We start from the raw sequence: 17,212 nt of genomic DNA, 5'->3' as shown, positions 1-17,212 counted from the left end.
GAAATAAGAATGTTAAAAATGAGTTTGATTCGCGTGCTGGCTTAAAAATTCAGGTTAATACCTGCCGTATACGTACGTGGAACCGGGTAGTTGGAGAAGTCAACACCCTGGCTCAGATTGTCTCCAGGGCCGTCACCAGCTCCATTACCACTGGTTTCCGGGTTAGGTCCACCCCAGTATTTGGTGAATACGTATACCTGCTGTATGGATGCATAAAGCCGGGCCGATTTGAAGAACTTGTTCAACGGACCGAAACTATAGCCGACAGTTATGTTTTTAATGGTAAAAAACGACGCATCGGCCAGGAATTGCGAACTGTGCCAGTCACGCTCAACCCCCGTGAAGTTCCCGCCATTGTTCGTTGCCCCAAACTGACCGGCTCCCTTTGAAATCACGTTGGTGGCAACACCGGTCTTGACGCCATTAACGTCTACGATTGCATTCTGAACACGGAAACGGTCTTTTACGCCCTCAACCATGTTGAAAACACCATCCAGGTTAGCGGTGCTATACAGGTGGCGAACCCATAGCTGGTTGCCGTAGGAACCCGAACCGGTGATCGACAAGTCGAAGTTGCCGTATTTCAGGTCGTTCGTAATCCCATAAGTAAATTTCGGGAATGGGCTACCAAGAATAGTCCGGTCGTCCTGATCACCGCCGTTCGTAATGACGCCATCACCGTTTATGTCCTTGAACTTGATCGTACCAATGGCCGAACGCCCTGGAATGACAGGCGACGATTTGAGTTCTTCAGCACTCTGATAATATCCTTCCTTCACCAGCCCGTAGAACTGGCCAAACGGCTTACCGACCTGCGTGATGTGAAAGCCCGTACCCCCATATACCCGGTCAATACCCGGTGCCAGCGCTACCACCTGGTTGCGGTTAAAAGAGATGTTGGCATTGGTTGTCCATTTCAGCTTACCCACGGTATTTTTGCTCGTCAGCGAGAATTCATGGCCCCAGAATTTAATTTCGCCAATGTTATCGGAGAAGTAAGTAAACCCGGACTCCTGTGGAATCTGCACGTTATAGAGCAAGTTGGTGGTACGCTTTGTGTAAAAATCATAGATGAACTGAATACGATCGTTAAACAAACCCAGGTCGAGGCCCATGTCAAATTGCTTGGTCGTTTCCCAGCCTAAATTGGGATTAGCCAATGTGGTTACAACCGCTCCCGTCGCTACGTTGCTACCAAATACGGCATTGGTCGTATTGTTAACCAGCGCATATGAGGTGTAGTTACCAATGTTGTTGTTACCGATTACCCCGTAGCTGGCCCGGATTTTGGCAAACGAAACCTGCTGAATTGGCTTGAGGAAATTTTCATCCGACAAAACCCAGCCTACTGACGCCGACGGGAACGTACCATACTGATTATTAGCCCCAAAACGTGAAGAACCATCGCTACGTATAGCGGCTGTAAACAGGTATTTTCCTTTATAATTATACGTTAACCGGGACAGGTAAGACCTCAGTGTCCACTGTTGAATATCGTTACGTGTATTGGGTGGATTACCCGCGCGATCAATGTTGAGCGCTCCCTGAATGGTTGGAAGCCGGTCATCGGCGTAGGTATTCGCTGAAATCCGGGTAAATTCCTGTCGGTACTTTTGATTGGTAAATCCAGCCAGTAATTCAAAATTGTGATCGTTAAAACTTTTTGTGTACGTCGCCAGGTTTTCGTTCAGCCAGGATACATTTTCCAGGCTCTGCCGCGTCGACGAGGCCGTTGTGGGTATGGGGACGTTGATAGCACTCGTGGCGGTCGATGGGTTGAAGTAAAAGAACTTGGAGTTCTGGTATTCAATGTTGATGGTCGATTTCAATGTTAACCCCTCGATCGGCCGGTATTGAACGTACGCGTTTGCCAGTAAATTCGTGTTCTTGGTTTCATTGATCAACTCATTCGCGGCACGCACCCAGTTTGGATAAGCGAAAATATTACCTGTATTGTCGGGAAGCTTGTTGAATTTAGTCAGTTCACCATTGGCATCATAGATCGGATAAATAGGCCAGGTATGGAGAGCATTGAACAAAATCCCGGTCCCCCGGTCACCATCCGTTCTGGGTGTATTATCGAACACGTAGGATGGCGCTGCGTTGAAGCCGACAGCCACGCTCTTCGATAAATTATAATTGGAGTTCATCCGCAGCGAATACCGCTTGTATTTGTTGTTGAGCACAACGCCATCCTGGCTAAATACCCCCGCGACTAAGGACGTATTTGACCGTTCTGTATTGTTTGACACACTCAAATTATAACTCTGAATAGGCGCTACCCGAAGCAGGGCATCGTACCAGTCGTTGTTCTTACCTTCGTAATCAGAAGGCTTTTGAAATATATCCGGCACAGGCAGCAACTGGTCTTCATAATACTCTTTCTTGAACTGCGCAAACTGAACAGCATTCAGCATTTTAACCCGACCTCTCATCGGTACCTGCTGCACACCCGCATACGTATTGAAACTCACGTTTGTCTGGCCAGGCTTGCCTTTTTTGGTTGTAATCAGGACAACGCCGTTAGCCGCCCGCGAACCGTAGAGCGACGTAGAAGCCGCATCTTTCAGCACGGTCAAATCCTCAATTTCATCGGGGTTAAGCTGGGCAATATTTCCCGTAATGGGGAAGCCATCGACAACGTACAGGGGATCGCTACCCGCCGTAACCGATACCTGCCCACGAATCCGGATAGATATTCCCTGACCCGGCTTGCCCGTCGTTTGGTTAATCTGAACACCCGCTAACCGGCCCTGCAATTTCTGGCCGATCTGCGAAACAGGTAAATCTTTGATTTCAGCCGCACTTACCGTTTGAACAGCTCCCGTAATTTCTTTTTTCAACTGGCTACCGTAACCAACGACAACCACTTCATTCAGGGTCTGATCATCTGGAACCAGTGTAACGTTTATTGACGTTTGATTACCAATAACGACTTCCTTCCTGGCATACCCAACAAAACTGAATACGAGTGTCGAACTGGTATTTGGCGCTACAATTTTAAAGCTACCCGTTGCATCGGTATTGGTACCCTGCGTAGACCCTTTTACAATCACACTCACGCCTGGCAGTCCGGAACCTTTTTCATCAACTACTTTCCCAAAAATTGTTACGTCTGCCAAACTGGTATTCACGTTAGACTGCTCCTGTCTGGGAGCGTTCAGCGCCATCAACTGCCCCCTTGCAGATAGGCTTCTCACCGGTAAACTTGGATTGGTCTGTTGAGCAAAGCTGCTAAAAGAGCCTGCCATCATACTCAGTGCTACGACCTGATAGAGTCTTTTCATGGATTTCAGAGTAAGGATTAGGACTTTTTGTATGTTTTGACTTAAGAAAAAGCCAATTCAATACCCAAATATTACCAGTTGAGGTCCTGTAACTTTCCTACACCTACCCAGCATTAGTAGCATTCGATTAAAATTCATTAAAATTTTAATATCTCTTTTTTACAATCGCCTGTTTTATAGACAATTACAGAACACAACTTACCTTATCCTATTATATGAAGGCGTTTCTGAATCCTACAAAGCAGAGCTTAATTTATGAATACTTCATCAACCAATAGCAGTGCCTGTTTCCCTTTGCTACTATGCCATTCGGGAAGCTTAGCCACTGGTTTGGCTACAACTTTCAGAAAGGAAACTGTGTGTGGCTTGAACGTGCATTCGATCTCAGCCAGGTTGGGATCGCTCTTTTTCGTGGGCAAACTGGGTTTTGTCCTACCAATCAACTTCATCTGATCCCGGCTGTTGCCTCCCCAGATTTCGATGGCTTCTGGCGGAAAGATTCCCGTTTCAGGTTCGATCATCGTTCGCAAGCCGATGGACGTAACACTGACTGGCTTTTTAAACTCCGCAACCAGCACCAGATCGTTTTTTCTGACACCTGCCCAATTATTGGCCCAGGCTGGGCTGTTGGGGCTAAATGTGCCTAATTTATGATCGAAGAATGTATTTGCGCCATCCGCCTGATGAACCGGATTGAGTGGCATCAACAGATTCGCGCTGTCGGGTTTGTAGTTACTTTTGTAAAAATTGAACGTAGCAACGGGGCTGCTCAACCAACCCGATTTATAGGCTTTAGCTTTGATGTTCGTGGTTTCGGTCAGTATAATTTTATCACCCAATACTGGTGATTTAAGGCTGTCGGGCTCTGTGCCGTCGGTTGTGTAGTGTATCTCAACGCCTTTGATCGGGTGTTTTATTTGCGGAATAATTGACTGATTGAAAATGATAGAACTGTTTTTTACCTGTGGTACGTTGAGCCGGATAGGCTCGCTCTTATCGCCGTCAAATCCCGCCATGAACCGGATATTCGGATTTGATTTCTTCAACTGCTGGACCTCATTATCAGTCAGTCCAGTCTCCCAAAGTGCCAATGTTTTCAAATTTTTGAAGCCACCAATCTGACTGCGCAAATCCGCATACGTTATTTTTGTGCCCGAAAGCGCCAGACTTTGCAACTGTTTGAGCGGTGTCAGTTCTTTTAACCCTTTGCCGGTAATATCAGTGAAATTTATATCCAGTTTTTGCAGGTTCTCCAACTGCCCAACGTACTTCAAATCTGCATCGTGTACAGGTAACTTGTTCATATTCAGTGATACAATCTGGCTTTTAATTGGGCTCAGTTCCTTTAACTGAGCTGGTGAATACGTCGCTTTGTTGTACAGATTGACGGCTAAAGCCGGCGACTCTTTGGCCAACGGTGCAATGGTTCGATAATCCGTATTCAGTTTTTTAACCGTCTCTTCGTCAGCCGCATCAAACGCATATCCGGGTTCGACCTGTTTAATCGGTTTAAACATAGCGGCTGCCATGATACGTAGCGAATCGGTAGCGGGCAACGCAATTACTTTCTTATTGTATTCGGCCCGACCCTTTACCCACAACGACAAAAGTTTAACTTCATCTGTCGTAAGCTGGGCTTTCCCCGAAGGAGGCATGTGCTTTTTTTCTTCTACCGGTAGGTGTATACGTTTTAACAGTAAACTGATTTCAGGTTTACCGGCAACAAAGAGTTTTCCCGTTTTGCCGCCCTGCCTGATCGATTTGGCATCTGTCAGCGCTAACTCGCCTTTTAATTTGTCGGGATTGTGGCAACTGGTACATTTCTGCTCAAAAATAGGTTTGATTACGTCATTAAAAACGAGTGCCTGCTGTAGATCGACGGGTTCAGCTGTTTTGTTTTTTATTATCGGTCCAAGGATAAAATCGGAACCATGCGTAATAGCTGAGCCGTAATGCCCTGCAACGATTAGAACCAGGCCCATGAAAGCAGCGCTTGACTGAGCAATCATTGGAGAATACCAAAACTTGTTTCGAGTCCAGTAAATGAGGGTTGATACGTAAAAAACTCCTACTCCTGTCCATTTATGCCATTGCACGACCGAGCCGGTGTAGCCGTCTTCCTTCGACAGAAACAACCCCATAATGACCGTAACAGCAGCCAGCAGCGTGCCAACCAGAAGAAGATTTGTTAAAAAAGTACGATAAAATTCATTCGTCGCATTCGCCTTATTGAAGCGAAACGCTTCCATGACCACCGCCAGCAGCAGTATGACGATCGGAAAATGAAGAATCAAGGGATGCATCCGCCCGATGGGCTGCAACCAGATGGGCACAGCGATTTTGCTTTCGAACACGAGCAAAAACAAGATGAACACCGCCGAAGCAAACAACCCCTGCTCTGCTATTCCAATTAACTTTTTCTGCATCAGGAAGAGAGGAAATAGATTGCAATTACCCCTAAATCCCCTGAAGGACGGTCGGCCGCTGCCGGACTTTGTTTGCAAGCGAGTTAAGTCCCCTTCAGGGGATTTAGGGGTAAATATATTTACGCAATAATATCGTGAACCACCTTTCCCGATACGTCCGTTAAGCGATACCGACGACCCAGATGCTTGAAGATCAGTTTCTCGTGATTAAGCCCTAACTGGTTCAGAACCGTAGCCTGAAAATCATGAACGTGAACCGGATTCCGGGCGATGTTGTAGCCCATTTCGTCCGTTTCGCCGTACACAATGCCGGGCTTGATCCCTCCGCCCGCCATCCAGATCGTAAAGCAACGGGGATGGTGATCTCTACCATAATTGTCTTTAGTCAGCTTGCCCTGCGTGTAGCTGGTCCGCCCAAATTCACCGCCCCAGATCACCAGCGTATCATCCAGCAAACCGCGTTGTTTGAGATCGGTAACCAGTGCGGCTGATGCCTGATCGACGTCTTTAGCCTGCCTTGCGATTTCGAATGGAAGGTTTCCGTGCTGATCCCAGCCCTGGTGATAAAGCTGTACAAAACGAACGCCATTTTCGGATAGTTTGCGGGCCAGCAGGCAGTTAGCCGCAAACGTACCAGGCACCAGGCAATCCGGCCCGTAGAGCTTAATGATGTCATCTGGCTCTTTTGATAAGTCCATTACCTCGGGAACGGCCGTTTGCATCCGATACGCCATTTCGTACTGTTTTACTTTGGCCGTTATTTCGGGATCACCAAATTCCTGATAGGAAAGATCGTTCAGCTGGGCGAGATTATCGAGCATTTCCCGACGCTCCTGCCGGTCCATTCCTTCGGGATCGCGCAGGTACAGTACGGGGTCTTCACCCTTGCTAAACTGAACACCCTGGTGAATGGAATCCAGAAATCCGTTGGACCATAATTTAGAATACACCCCCTGACCGTTCCCGATTCCCCGCGATAGCAGCACCGTGAAATTGGGCAGGTTTTTGTTTTCATTGCCAAGCCCATAACTCAGCCATGAACCCATACTTGGCCGATTTCCCTGCTGCGAACCCGTTTGCAGAAACGTTAGTGCCGGGTCGTGGTTGATGGCTTCGGTAAACATGGATTTCACGATGCAGAGGTCATCCACAATTTTAGCCGTATACGGAAACAGATCGCTGACCCACGCACCCGACTGCCCATATTGCTTGAAATCCACGAACGAACCCACCAGGGGAAACTCCTTCTGATTCGCCGTCATGCCCGTTAAACGCTGAGTGCCACGTACCGACGGCGGTATCTCCTGCCCCATCATTTCCCGCAGTTTCGGCTTATAATCAAACAGTTCCTGCTGCGAAGGCGCCCCATTCTGGAATAGATAAATGACCCGTTTGGCTTTGGGCGCGAAGTGCGGGATGCCGGGGGTAAAACCGTCTTCCTCAGCACCGCTTCCCCGGAAAAGATCGGGTATTAACAACGATCCCAAAGCCGCGCTCCCCAACCCCAGACTCAGCCGTGACAGAAAGCGACGTCGATTAAAATTCAGTCCGTGTTCTACTATTTCCTTTTCCATAAATGATCAAGTTTTTACCCCTAAACCCCCTTTAGGGGATTTAACTCGCTTGCAAACAAAGTCCCCGTCAGGGGATTTAGGGGTTTACGATCCGTCATGTCTTCGTAATCGTTTCTTCCAGATTATAAATGGTTGAAACAATCCGCATCATGGCTGCCAGTTTCACCTTATCCACTTCTTTAGGAATGGGATATTCGCCAACGGCCAGTGCTTTTTCCGCCTGTGCTTTATCGAGTTTCTTTAGCTCGTTTTCGTAATATGAAGTCAGGACGGCGGTTTCTTTTTCGGTTGGCTTGCGGTTCACAATCAGGCGAAACGCTTTATTAATTTTATCGTTTACCCCGTTTTTTTCACGTAGCAGATTGGCAGCCAGCACGCGGGATGCCTCCAGCACGGTCGGGTCGTTAAGCATCACCAGCGCTTGCAGGGGCGTATTGGTTTTCAAGCGTCGAACTTCGCACAGGTCGCGGTTGCTGGCGTCGAAAATAGCCATCGACGGCGGTGGAACAGTCCGTTTGATCAGCGTATACATACCCCGTCGATACAGCTTTGCACCGTGATCCTGCACATACATAGACAACAATCCCCGCCCTGACGTAGCGCCCTCCCACAAACCCGGTGGCTGATACGGTTTTACACTAGGCCCGCCAATGGTTCGATTTAACAACCCGCTGCTCGACAAAACCAGATCTCTAACAAATTCAGCCTCAATGCGGTAGCGCGGGCCACGAGCCAGGTATTTGTTGTCCGGGTCTGTTCGCAATTTTTCCGGACTGATCACCGCCGACTGCCGATACGTAGCAGACGTAACCAACTGCTTCACCAGCCGTTTGATATCCCAGTTGTGCTCCATGAAATCGACCGCCAGCCAATCCAGCAATTCGGGATGAGATGGCAGTTCGCCCTGCATACCAAAGTCGCCGGGCGTTTTGACGATACCTTTCCCGAAAAACTCCTGCCACACCTGATTGACGTAGACGCGTGCCGTCAGCGGATTCTGTCTGTCGAACATCCATTTGGCCAGTCCCAAACGGTTTTTAGGATAGCTATCTTTAAAAGGCAAAATAGCGTTTGGTGTACCAGGCTCGACCTCATCGCCCGGCGCGTCATACACACCGCGTTTCAGGATAAATGTTTTTCTTGTAGTGTCCAGGTCAGTCATGACCGAGACAATTAATTTGTTGGTATCCAGTTTATTGACGAACGACAGAAGATCCTTTACGTCTTCGTCGCAAATTTCCATCAGCGGCTTTTTGGCATACGTATCAGGCCCGCCAATCACCGACTCAATCCCGATTTCCTTGACGTTGTTGAAAAAGGCGAAGAGCTTGTAATACTCTTTCTGCGAAAACGGGTCGTACTTGTGGTCGTGGCAATGCGCGCATTCCATCGTCACGCCGAGCAACCCTTTTCCGAATAAGTCTGTCCGATCCGTTACATACATGGTCCGGTATTCTTCCGGAATGACGCCCCCTTCTTCCGTAATTTTATGATTCCGGTTGAAACCCGTAGCCAGCAATTGTTCCTTGTCGGGCGTTCCCGGACCACCCCAGCCTTTGGGACTTGACAGGAAATCGCCCGCCAGTTGCCAGGTTACGAAGTCGTTATAATGCATATTTTTATTGAACGCATGAATCACCCAATCGCGCCAGGGCCACTGTGTGCGGTATCCATCATCCTGATACCCGTGCGAATCGGCGTAGCGAGCCAGATCCAGCCAGTGAAGCGCCATTTTTTCACCATAAGCCGGATTTTTCAAGAGCTGATCGACGGCTTTTTCGTAAGCGTTGGCACTTTTGTCAGCCAAGAAGTGATCCATCATGGCCAGACTGGGCGGCAACCCGGTCAAATCCAGACTTAATCGTTTCAATAACCGTTCTTTGTCGGCTTCGTCATTTGGTGCTAATCCCTTTTGTTCGTGCTTCTGCAAAATGAAATAATCGATCTCATTTTTGGGCCAGTCTTTCTTACTGATCGCAGGTAGGGCGGGTTTCTTCGGTGCGACAAACGCCCAGTGCTTTTCATACGTAGCACCCTGCCTGAGCCACTTTTCAATCAGTTTGATTTCGCGCGTCGACAATTTAAGACCCGAATTAACGGGCGGCATCAGCATTGACGTATCCTGTGACGAAATTCGCAAAAACACCTGCGACAATTCAGGTTTTCCGGCTACCACGGCGTGTGCGCCAGGATGCTCTTTCAGCGCTTTAAACGCACTTTCGGGCACGTCGAGTCGCAAGCCCGCTTCCCGTTTGTTAGCATCGGGACCGTGGCATGCCGAACATTTGTCGGATAGAATGGGCCGGATATCGAAGTTATAACTGACCACATCCGGCAAACTTTCCTCGTCCGCCGAGTGGTTTGTACAGGACTGAAAAATCCATACAAAACCAACGATCATGGCGATCACATACCGTAGCCTTCCGAAGCTATGAAATGGCTGTTTCAACTTTCTTCTCGTTAAAAGTTGGTCTCTATACGTGTTCGGCGTAGTCTCTGACTACGTCGGCGTGTTACCCGGTCTCTGACCGGTGTAAAATAATTAATCAATTCCAGTCAGAGACCGGGTAACACCCGAACGTAGTCAGAGACTACACTCAGCAGAAGTCCGCCGGTGCGGTAGTCTCTGACTACGCTCAGCGCGTTTATGCCAACAACTCCATTACGGGTTTTCCTTTTCCGTCCGGTGTTGTGTAAAAGGGCCTTTTTTCTACTTCATACTGTGTGTCGGGTGCAATGCCCAGCGCGTGGTAGATCGTCTGGTGAATGCCGTCGATACGTACCGGATTTTCGATGGTCTTGCAGGGACGTTCATCGGCGGTTTTGCCATACACGAATCCCTTTTTAATGCCGCCACCAAACATCAAAACCGAACAGCCATCCGTGAAATGACGATGCATACCATAGAATTTCAGATCAGACAGAATATCGGGTTGGTTCACTTGCTCCAGTACTTTCGCATCCGGCCTCCCCTCTACCATCATGTCTCGACTGAACTCGCTAGCCAGAATGATCAGGGTACGGTCTAAGTGCCCGGTTTTCTCCAGATCCAGAATCAATTGTGCGATCGGTCCATCAATCTGGCATTTCATTTCTTCCAGACGCGTATGCCCATTTTCGTGCGTATCCCAGCCTTTAAAGGGCTCGTATTCAGTCGTTACACTGATAAACCGCGCTCCCTGTTCCGTAAGTCGGCGGGCCAGCAAACAACCCAAGCCGAAACGCCCGGTATTATAGCGTTCGTAGATATGAGCAGGCTCAGTGCTTAGGTCAAATGCCTTTGCTTCCGGTGAATTCAACAGTCGATACGCCTGTTCCATCGACCGACGTAGCGATTCTTTCTGATAATCGCTGCCAAACTCGCCCACCGGACTATTGCTGATCAGCTCGTTATATAACTGATTCCTGCGCTCAAACCGGCGCGCGTCCATGCCAATTGGCGGACGAACACTCTCTAATCCCTGGCTCGGATCAGGGATAAAAAACGGACCAAATTCATTTCCCAGGAAGCCCGATGTATGAAACGCTTTCAGTTCCTCGGCCTCCCCTACCGTGAACCGCTGCCCAATGTCGATGAAGGCAGGTATAACCGGATTTTTCGAGCCTAATTCCTTGGCAATCCAGGAACCAATGTGCGGAGCCGCCACCGTTTGCGGTGGTTCGTAACACGTATGCCAGTGATACTGATGGCGCGAGTGCAGGATGTGGCCCATGTCAGCCGCTACGTAGGAACGAATCAGCGTGCCCCGGTCCATGACTTTGCCGATCGATTGAAGCCCTTCTGAAAAGTGAATACCATCTAAGGCGGTCGGCATTGATTTGAACGTACTGAGCACCCGATTGCCTTCCATCCCCGTTTCAAAGGGCGTGTAGGGTTTGGGATCAAATGTTTCGGTATGGGCCATGCCACCGGCCATCCAGAGCAGAATGACCGTATCGGCGGTGCCACGCTGTCCAACCAGTTTCGGCTTGCCTTTGTCATCGGTTGAACAGCCCGCCAGCAAACTCGCAATGGGTGCCCCAGCCGCCAAAGCCGCCAACGTAGCAGCGCTCGTTTTCTGGAGAAACTCCCTCCGATTCCATCTGTTTATCATAGCGTTACGATAGTTACTCTAAACAATCTCAATTAGTTTTAAAACCCCCAACCCCCTAAAGGGGGCTAAAACCTCCGGCTGGAAAAGCCCCCTTTAGGGGGTTGGGGGTATTTTCGTTAATAAATCAATTGAAACTCTGGATGGAGCGCAATGGCCCAAACCAGATCTTCTATACCTTCTACACTGGGCTGAGTTCCTACAATTTTCTGCGCTATGGCCATTTCCTTAGGCATCGGATCGCGCCCTAACGATTTGCGGTAGAGTTCTTTAACTAGTAGGTCCGACGAGGGGTATTTTGCCTTCCAACGTTCCGCTCCCCGCTTCAGTGCTTCGTTGAACGTAACACCATTCGTTAGTTCCAGCGCCTGTAACAGATTGGCCTGTGAGGTTCGGCTGGTGCTGACCGTTTCGCGGTTGGGCCGACCCAGGGCCGTCAGGAACGGATCGTTTTTCACCAGCGACGCCCGTGGAAATACAATCTCTTTCTGGATCGTTTTCGGCAGCATCTTCACCACCGACGTATCCTGATAAATAGGATTAAACGCCAGACTTACCGCATCAGCAAACTGCTCCGCCGTGAGCCGCCGACGGACCATTCCCTGAAAAACGTAGGTAGGAGCCGTTACCAACCCCGCATCTTTGATACCCACTGAAGGTAATTGATACGTTTTCGACGTAGTAATGGTATAAATCAGCTTTTTGATGTCATAGCCATTTTGCACAAAATCATAGGCCAGCCAATCCAGCAAATCCTGACTCCAGGGTTCGTTGTCCATCACGTCGACAGGTTCGACAATGCCGCGCCCCATCAATTGCGCCCAGATCCGGTTGACCAGCGTCCGGTAAAGCCGGCCATCTTTGGGTTGTACCAGGAAATCGGCCAGTTCACGAAGGCGTTGTTCGGTGGGTGCATCTACGCTGATGGTACCCAGTTCCTTGTACAAAACGCTACGGCCGGCCATCTTTCCCGTAGGCTTATCGCAGCGATTGATCTCCAGTGTACTATCCGAAAATACGTTCGCAAACGCGTAGGCATCGGCCAGTTTCCAGTCGCTGACAAAACTGTCGTGACAGGAAGCACATTTGAGATTCAAACCCAACAGCACCTGCGCTACGTTCTGAGCCGCCTGCATTTCTGTCCGCTGGCTCGAATTGATCGTTCCGCGCCATTTAATGCCTTTGATAAATCCGGACGATTCTTTGTTCGGGCTGATGAGTTCGCGCACAAACCAGTTATACGGTTTATTCTTTCGAAGCGATCCGTACAGCCATTTCGTAATGTCGTAGCGTCCGCCCGTAATATAGCCTGTTCCCGAGTAATCATTACGGAGCGCGTCATTCCAGAAGGTCAGCCAATGCTGGGCGTAATCGCTGTTTCGGCTGAGCAGTGCCTTGACTAAAGCTTCCCGTTTGTCGGGTTTTTCACTAGCCTCAAATTCCTGAATCTGCGTTGGGGTAGGCAGCAACCCGATAATATCCAGATATACCCGGCGGATATAAGTCCGGTCGTCAACGACGCCCTTCCACTCAATCTTGTTTTTATGAAAATAGACGTTGACCAGTCGATCAATGGGGTTCGTAATATCGACGGTGGCAGCCGGAAGTACGGGCAAACGTGGCTCCAGCGCGGCAACGCGGTAGATGCTTTTTTCGGCACCGCCTGGCCAGGGAGCGCCCGCTTTTATCCAGAAGGAAAGTAGCGCCACTTCTTTTTCGGTGAGCCGCTTACCCTTGGTCGGCATCGCTTCTTTATCGTCGGCGGGCAGCCTGATCCGACGTATTAGTTGGCTGTCTTCCGGATGACCGGCTTTCAGAATAACGCCATGCTTGCCGCCTTTCATAATTAGTACTTTTTGGTCGAGCCGCAGTTCGCCTTTGGTTTTGGTGGCACTGTGGCAACTGTAGCAGTTGTGCGCCAGAATGGATCGCACCTCTACGTTTAGATCCTGAATTTGTTTAGTCGTGAGTTGCCCGTTACTACCCATACTGGCAAAGGCAAAATTAGGTCCGCTGCCAGGGGCTTTCGGCTGATCGCCAACCGGTAATACACTGCTCAAATAATCTTCGCCGTGGGTTAGCAGGGCACCAAAATGACCCGCTATACTGACACCAACGACCGTTAAAACCAGCAAACTCCGATATGCTAAAATCCGACCCGAACGTAGCGCGACGATTGTCAGAATGGCCAGCAGCATGGTCGCCAGTCCAGACCACTGGTGAATGGAAACTCCCTTGCCCGCATAATCTTCCTGATTGACCAGCATTAACCCTAGTCCAGCCGCTATGACCGAACTAATGGTCCCAATCCAGAGCATAGCCGTAATACCCGCTTTTAATTCCGTCGATTTGCGGAACCAGCTAATTACTTCCAGTACTAAAGCAATGCAAAGTAGGCCAACCGGGAAGTGAACAATCAGTGGATGTAAGCGCCCTACAAACTGCCAGAGCCAAAATGATTCTGCTGCTATTATCACTATGTATGTAAAGAAATAAGCTAGTTAACGATCAAGAGTAATGCCAGATAGTATTTTTAAGCAAGCGCGCCAGTCGATGCATCGTGCTTGTTGGGGAGCGTTACGTCAAGTTAGAAAAAAAAGTTAACTCTCCCCAAAAAAGACAATTCAGTAGCTCAATATTACTATCTAATGCCAGATAACTTTCCTACACCTTCCCATTTTTTAGCATTATTCGATTAATTTTATTAGAAATTTTAATAATTAAATCCCGCTTAATAGGGACTCATTCTATGTTTATCAGGAAAGATGGACTGAGTGAAGTACCCTTGGGTAAGTTGGTGTCACGATACTGCTTTGCTTTGTGATCAATTCTGAATCCTGTACTACATTATGCTTTACCACATTAAAATCAATGACTATTCCAACACGCCGAAGTACCAGCAGATTTATAATTCCATCGTAGAAGGCATCGAAAACCGGGATATTCTCCCGGGCGACAAACTACCGTCTATTCATGAATTATGCGCTGAATTCGACGTATCGAAGGGGACGATTGAACGCGCCTATGAACTTTTGAAAGAAAAAGAAATTATTGGCGCGGTTAAAGGAAAAGGCTTTTATATCAACTATACGCAGACAGGCAATAATCTTAAAATATTCCTGCTGTTCAACAAGTTAAGCGCACATAAGAAGATCATTTATGATTCTTTTGTGGAAGGACTTGGACCCGGCGTAGCGATTGATTTTTTTATTTACAATAATGACTTCCGACTGTTTCGGGATTTAATTCAGCGACAAGCCCGCAATCACACGCACTACGTCATTATCGGTCATTTTTATGAGGGGGGCGAAAAAGCGGATGAACTGATCAACAGTTTGCCAAAGCATAAGCTAGTGATGCTGGATAAGCTTCTGGAAGGCGTAACCGGCAACTATGCCGCCGTCTTTCAGAATTTCGAGAAAGATCTTTACCAGGCCTTAACACAATCCCTTCCGCTCCTGCAGAAATACACAACGCTGAATATACTTTTCCCTTCCTATACGTATCACCCCAAGGCGATACTGAACGGATTCTATAAATTCTGCTACGAGCATAATTTCATTGCCCGCGTCATTCATAATATTCAGCAGGAGGTTATCCAGCCGAAGCATGCCTATATCAATCTGATGGAGGAAGATCTGGTGGAGTTGATTAAGCGGATCAAAACAACACCGTATGTGGTTGGCCAGGAGGTGGGTATTCTATCGTATAATGAAACGCCCCTGAAGGAATTTCTGCTGGAAGGTATTACAGTCATGTCCACCGATTTTGCCCAGATGGGTCGAACGGCGGCTCAATTAGTGCTCAACGCGAGCGCAGAACACATCGAAAATCCGTTTCAGTTGATTGTGAGAAAGTCTCTTTAAAAAGTTCGGCGTAGTCCCTGACTACGCCGTTGTGCTACTCTTGCTGAGCGTAGTCAGAGACTACGTTCGGGCGTTACCCGGTCTCTGACCGGTATAAAGCATTTTCCCAATACAGTCGGAGACCAACTAACACTGCGATTAACCCACTGGTACGGTAGTCAGAGACTACGCCGAACATGTCCAAACCCGTTAAATCCCGGTCAGTAGCGCACCACTTTCAAGTGCGAAATTCCGCCGTCGAAACGGATGGTCATTTTCTTTTTGGCGGTATCGTAGCCGGGGCTGAGAAACTCCCCTCCGCCCATATCCGTGAAGTCGTCTAGCTGCTCGATATTTAACGCGCCATCTTTGGTAACGCGGCAACCGACTTCTTTCGGTACGCGCACCGTAACGGATGCCGCGCCAACATCCAGTTTCACATCTGACTGATCGGCTTTGGCCCCTAATTTTAAATCGAGTTCGGCGGCTCCAGCGGCCAGTTTCAGAGTCTTGACAGCGTAGGCACTCAAATCCAGATCGCCCTGTCCCGCGCCCAGCGCTACGTCCATTGTCCAGACGGGCTTTGCGTTCAGATGCACATCAACCCGATTTTCGTAATCACCATCTTTCAAATCAATATGATGGTTTTCCTCCTTGGGTTTCAGCTCGATCGTCGGAATGTGTGTGGATGGATCGCGATCTACCGACATGGAATAGTTGCCAACGGTTTGCTTCGTATCCGCTTTGATCAGTTCACTGGTTGGATCACTGATGATAAAGCGGCCAGCTCCACCGGCCAGTTTCAGCACCGCTTCGCTGGTATTGGCATCCATCATTTCCGAGAACGTATTGGTGTGTGATTTGACCGTTTCCGAATCTCGGTTTTCACGTTCAGCGCGATAATCATCTTCATTGTCATTATCGTTATCGTCGTCATCCCCATTGTCCGATGAATTGTCATTGTCGTCATCCTCATCGTCGTCATGGTTCCAGCGCATATGAAATCCGTCGCGATCCCGGTCACGGTTATGGTTGAAGAAGCCAAACAACGTAGCTGGTACAGCTACGGCCAGCATGACGGTTGTGATAAAAGCGGCCGGATTTCCACGTCGTTCCAGAATCAGGTTAACGCCGGCCAGAATTAACAATACAGGCCACAAATTCACCAGCGAATGCCAGTCTACGTCGAGCCATCCCGCTCGTCGTGCCAAGAATAACACGCCCAGCGTAAGCAGAAAAATCCCCCAGAACAATCCATTTCTTCGTTGCATGATCTTATTTTATATAGGATGTATGGTGTAGGATATAGGAGACTGGACCTCAGCGAAAGCACTATGTCTTATATCATATATCCTACACCATACATCGCTTAGAAACCATTTGAAAAATAGTTATTATTTGGTCTACAAACCCCTCAACCCCCTGAAGGGGACTTTTCTCATGCTCGAACAAAGTCCCCTTCAGGGGGTTGAGGGGTTTTCAAACATTGCTTACAAAGTGCCGTTATTAGGGTCGTTATTGATATCGTTCTGATTCTGGTCAAAGGGCGTTTTAATCCGATCTCTGAAAATCAGCCATAGGCCAATGGCAATCAACATAAACGGCCACAGATCACCGAAGTCAATGTCGAAGTAGCGATCAATCAAAAACAATACGCCCAGCACAATCAGAACGGCGCCACCGACAAGGCTGCGGTCGGGTGATGCGGGTTTATTGGGGTTGTAGGGATTCATGGAGAAAACAGGGTTTGCGTAAACAGTTGATTGAAGCGTCGAGCCACTAAAATGACGTACTGGCAAGGCGATCCACAAGATAATGTAAATGATGACAGCCGGGAAATGCGGCAGGAAAATCCCAATGACAAACAGTACGCGTACTAACGCGCGGTCAATTCCAAAATAATCGGCTAAACCAGCACATACGCCCCCTAGTTGGGCCTGGTCAGCAATACGTTCTAATCGCTTGTTCATGGCTTTGATTTGTTTAAAA

9 protein-coding genes are annotated in these 17,212 nt (G+C 48.5%); 1 reads left to right on the top strand and 8 read right to left on the bottom strand.

All coding sequences use genetic code 11. From position 1 onward, the window contains the following. Positions 1 to 41 precede the first annotated feature (41 nt). The 6 genes from ACYVEA_RS25095 to ACYVEA_RS25070 form a co-directional block, all read right to left on the bottom strand. The gene (locus ACYVEA_RS25095) at positions 42 to 3,287 is read right to left on the bottom strand and encodes a SusC/RagA family TonB-linked outer membrane protein (RefSeq protein WP_461116176.1); all 3,246 of its coding nucleotides are present in this window, start codon (positions 3,285 to 3,287) and stop codon (positions 42 to 44) included. A gap of 248 nt (positions 3,288 to 3,535) precedes the next feature. Beyond that, positions 3,536 to 5,713, bottom strand: a complete 2,178-nt coding sequence (locus tag ACYVEA_RS25090; protein ID WP_461116175.1) for a c-type cytochrome domain-containing protein — start codon at positions 5,711 to 5,713, stop codon at positions 3,536 to 3,538. Positions 5,714 to 5,832: 119 nt separating this feature from the next. Beyond that, the gene (locus ACYVEA_RS25085) at positions 5,833 to 7,287 is read right to left on the bottom strand and encodes a DUF1501 domain-containing protein (protein ID WP_461116174.1); all 1,455 of its coding nucleotides are present in this window, start codon (positions 7,285 to 7,287) and stop codon (positions 5,833 to 5,835) included. A 94-nt stretch (positions 7,288 to 7,381) separates the two neighbouring features. Further along, complete coding sequence (locus ACYVEA_RS25080; protein WP_461116262.1) at positions 7,382 to 9,688, bottom strand: PSD1 and planctomycete cytochrome C domain-containing protein; 2,307 nt, start codon at positions 9,686 to 9,688, stop codon at positions 7,382 to 7,384. 244 nt (positions 9,689 to 9,932) lie between these two features. Continuing rightward, a complete protein-coding gene (locus tag ACYVEA_RS25075; RefSeq protein WP_461116173.1) occupies positions 9,933 to 11,381 on the bottom strand; it encodes a DUF1501 domain-containing protein in 1,449 nt (482 codons plus the stop codon). A 116-nt stretch (positions 11,382 to 11,497) separates the two neighbouring features. Next, complete coding sequence (locus ACYVEA_RS25070; protein ID WP_461116172.1) at positions 11,498 to 13,855, bottom strand: DUF1549 domain-containing protein; 2,358 nt, start codon at positions 13,853 to 13,855, stop codon at positions 11,498 to 11,500. Positions 13,856 to 14,227: 372 nt separating this feature from the next. On the opposite strand from ACYVEA_RS25070, the gene ACYVEA_RS25065 reads away from it, so the two are divergent. Beyond that, entirely contained in the window at positions 14,228 to 15,244 is a 1,017-nt protein-coding gene (locus ACYVEA_RS25065) for a GntR family transcriptional regulator (RefSeq protein ID WP_461116171.1), read from the top strand. Positions 15,245 to 15,444: 200 nt separating this feature from the next. Here ACYVEA_RS25065 and ACYVEA_RS25060 read toward each other — a convergent pair whose 3' ends face one another. Both ACYVEA_RS25060 and ACYVEA_RS25055 read right to left on the bottom strand, forming a co-directional pair. Then, entirely contained in the window at positions 15,445 to 16,494 is a 1,050-nt protein-coding gene (locus tag ACYVEA_RS25060) for a LiaI-LiaF-like domain-containing protein (protein ID WP_461116170.1), read from the bottom strand. A 219-nt stretch (positions 16,495 to 16,713) separates the two neighbouring features. After that, positions 16,714 to 17,193, bottom strand: a complete 480-nt coding sequence (locus ACYVEA_RS25055; protein ID WP_461116169.1) for a PspC domain-containing protein — start codon at positions 17,191 to 17,193, stop codon at positions 16,714 to 16,716. Between the last annotated feature and the right edge of the window lie 19 nt (positions 17,194 to 17,212).

The organism is Spirosoma jeollabukense, from assembly GCF_054777855.1.
Note: the sequence above shows the minus strand (reverse complement) of the source record. Positions and strands in the feature narration are given on the sequence as shown.

Coding starts and splice junctions, on each gene's coding strand:
- ACYVEA_RS25095 (WP_461116176.1), bottom strand. CDS start 3,287: ATGAAAAGACTCTATCAGGTCGTAGCACTGAGTATGATGGCAGGCTCT.
- ACYVEA_RS25090 (WP_461116175.1), bottom strand. CDS start 5,713: ATGCAGAAAAAGTTAATTGGAATAGCAGAGCAGGGGTTGTTTGCTTCG.
- ACYVEA_RS25085 (WP_461116174.1), bottom strand. CDS start 7,287: ATGGAAAAGGAAATAGTAGAACACGGACTGAATTTTAATCGACGTCGC.
- ACYVEA_RS25080 (WP_461116262.1), bottom strand. CDS start 9,688: ATGATCGTTGGTTTTGTATGGATTTTTCAGTCCTGTACAAACCACTCG.
- ACYVEA_RS25075 (WP_461116173.1), bottom strand. CDS start 11,381: ATGATAAACAGATGGAATCGGAGGGAGTTTCTCCAGAAAACGAGCGCT.
- ACYVEA_RS25065 (WP_461116171.1), top strand. CDS start 14,228: ATGCTTTACCACATTAAAATCAATGACTATTCCAACACGCCGAAGTAC.
- ACYVEA_RS25060 (WP_461116170.1), bottom strand. CDS start 16,494: ATGCAACGAAGAAATGGATTGTTCTGGGGGATTTTTCTGCTTACGCTG.
- ACYVEA_RS25055 (WP_461116169.1), bottom strand. CDS start 17,193: ATGAACAAGCGATTAGAACGTATTGCTGACCAGGCCCAACTAGGGGGC.